Origin of the sequence: Flavobacterium sp. (assembly GCF_035456225.1) — a bacterium.
Lineage (GTDB): Bacteria > Bacteroidota > Bacteroidia > Flavobacteriales > Flavobacteriaceae > Flavobacterium.
In genome coordinates this window covers 1-2,005 of the sequence record NZ_DATIDM010000043.1, presented here as the reverse complement: position 1 = coordinate 2,005, position 2,005 = coordinate 1, and the positions used below count along the sequence as shown (strand labels likewise).

Sequence of the window (2,005 nt, the reverse complement as noted above, 5' to 3'; positions counted from 1 at the left end):
GGTGAGTTTCATTCCACCGATAGAAGCTTCCACAACAGCGTTTATATCGTCTATTGAAAGTCCATATCTGCCTATAACTTCTCTTTTAGGCTCGATATCAATGTATTTTCCACCTGTAATGGGTTCGGAATACAAATCTTTAACCCCCGATGTTCCATCCAATGCCATTTTTATTTTTTGTGATAAAGCATTAATCGTATCTAAACTTTCGCCGTAGATTTTTATACCTACATCGGTTCTAATGCCTGTGGAAAGCATATTGATACGGTTAATAATAGGTTGCGTAAAACCATTAGTAACTCCTGGTATTTGCAGTTTATTATTGATTTCATTTATGATATCGGCTTTCGTCTTGCCTTCTCTCCATTCGTTACTGGGCTTTAGCAAAACAATAGTTTCAATCATACTTATGGGGCTGTTGTCGGTTGCCGTATTGGCTCTTCCTGCTTTTCCCAAAACATGAGCCACTTCTGGAATTGATTTTATCAATCTGTCCTGAACCTGCAAAATACGTTTTACTTCGGAATTGGACACATCGGGCAAGGTCACAGGCATAAACAAAACCGAACCTTCATCGAGCGGAGGCATAAATTCTGACCCCAAACGGGTAAACATCAATATTCCAATTAACAAAGCGACAATATTGACTGCCAAAACAGTTTTTCTCCATTTTAAACAAAGGGTTAAAATAGGAGTGTAAATGCTTTCCAATTTCCTGTTTATTGGATTTTTGTTTTCTGGACGAAGTTTTCCTTTCAGTAAAAGACTTATCAGAACCGGCGCAAGTGTAATGGCTAAAAAAGCATCAACTATCAGTATAAACGATTTCGTCCATGCCAATGGCCCAAATAATTTACCTTCCATTCCCGTAAGCAGAAATACGGGTAAAAAAGAAGCAATTACAATTATTGTCGAATAAAACACACCCGGACCAACCAATTTAGAAGAAGTTTCGATTAGTTTTAATTTCTCTTCAGAGGATAATGGGTCGGTTTCTTTTTTGATCATATTTTTGAATTTTTCTTTCATTTTAAGTAAGATGTTGGTTATTATCCATTTCTTCCTGTTTTTCAGAAATTGTCCTATACGCATTCTCTACCATTACGATACCATCATCTACCACAACTCCAATTGCCAGAGCGATACCCGTTAATGACATAATGTTAGACGAAATACCAAAAGCTTCAAGTAAAATAAAGCCAATAGCTACAGATATAGGTAATTGAATGAGTATTATCAATGCGCTTCGCCAATGAAAAAGAAAAAGCAAAACCACTAGCGATACGGCAATCATTTCTTCGATTAAAGTTCCCTTGACGGAATCGATTGCTTTTTCAATCAATTCACTTCTGTCATATGAGGTTTTAAAAGTAACTCCCTCGGGCAATCCTTTCTCCACTTCTTTCATTTTTGCTTTGACTGCTTTTATGACTTTATCCGCATTTTCTCCGTAGCGCATCACTACAATACCACCAACTACTTCTCCAGTACCGTTTTCGTCAAAAATCCCTAAACGCAAATCGCCTCCCATTTGCAGAGAGCCAATATCTTTTATCCGAACTGGAATTGAATTGTAGTTTTTAATAGCAATATCTTCTACATCCTTTATGTTTTTTATATATCCCAATCCCCGTATGATGTATGACATATCACTCATTTCGAATTTCCGTCCACCCACATCATTGTTGTTGGCTTTGACGGCATTCATCACTTCCATCATGCTGACTTTGTAATGTTGCATTTTCAAAGGGTCTAAAACCAATTGGTATTGTTTTTCAAAACCTCCAAACGAAGCGACTTCAGCTACTCCCGGAACAGTTTGCAACGCAAATTTCACATACCAATCCTGTAATGCTCTTTGCTCCCCCAAATCCATACCATTCGCGTCTAAATGATACCAAAAAATATGACCTACACCCGTTCCATCTGGTCCAAGAGTTGGAACCACACTTTGAGGCAAAAGACGTTGAGCATAATTGAGCCTTTCCAAAACCCGGGTTCTTGC

The 2,005-nt window shown here is 37.9% G+C and carries 2 protein-coding genes; both read right to left on the bottom strand.

The genetic code is table 11. From position 1 onward, the window contains the following. Positions 1-1,008, bottom strand: a 1,008-nt coding sequence (locus VLB74_RS02520; protein WP_325201896.1) for an efflux RND transporter permease subunit, incomplete at its 3' end; no start/stop codon positions are given. 22 nt (positions 1,009-1,030) lie between these two features. Further along, positions 1,031-2,005: efflux RND transporter permease subunit (locus VLB74_RS02515; RefSeq protein WP_325201895.1), on the bottom strand; the 975-nt coding region annotated here is incomplete at its 5' end.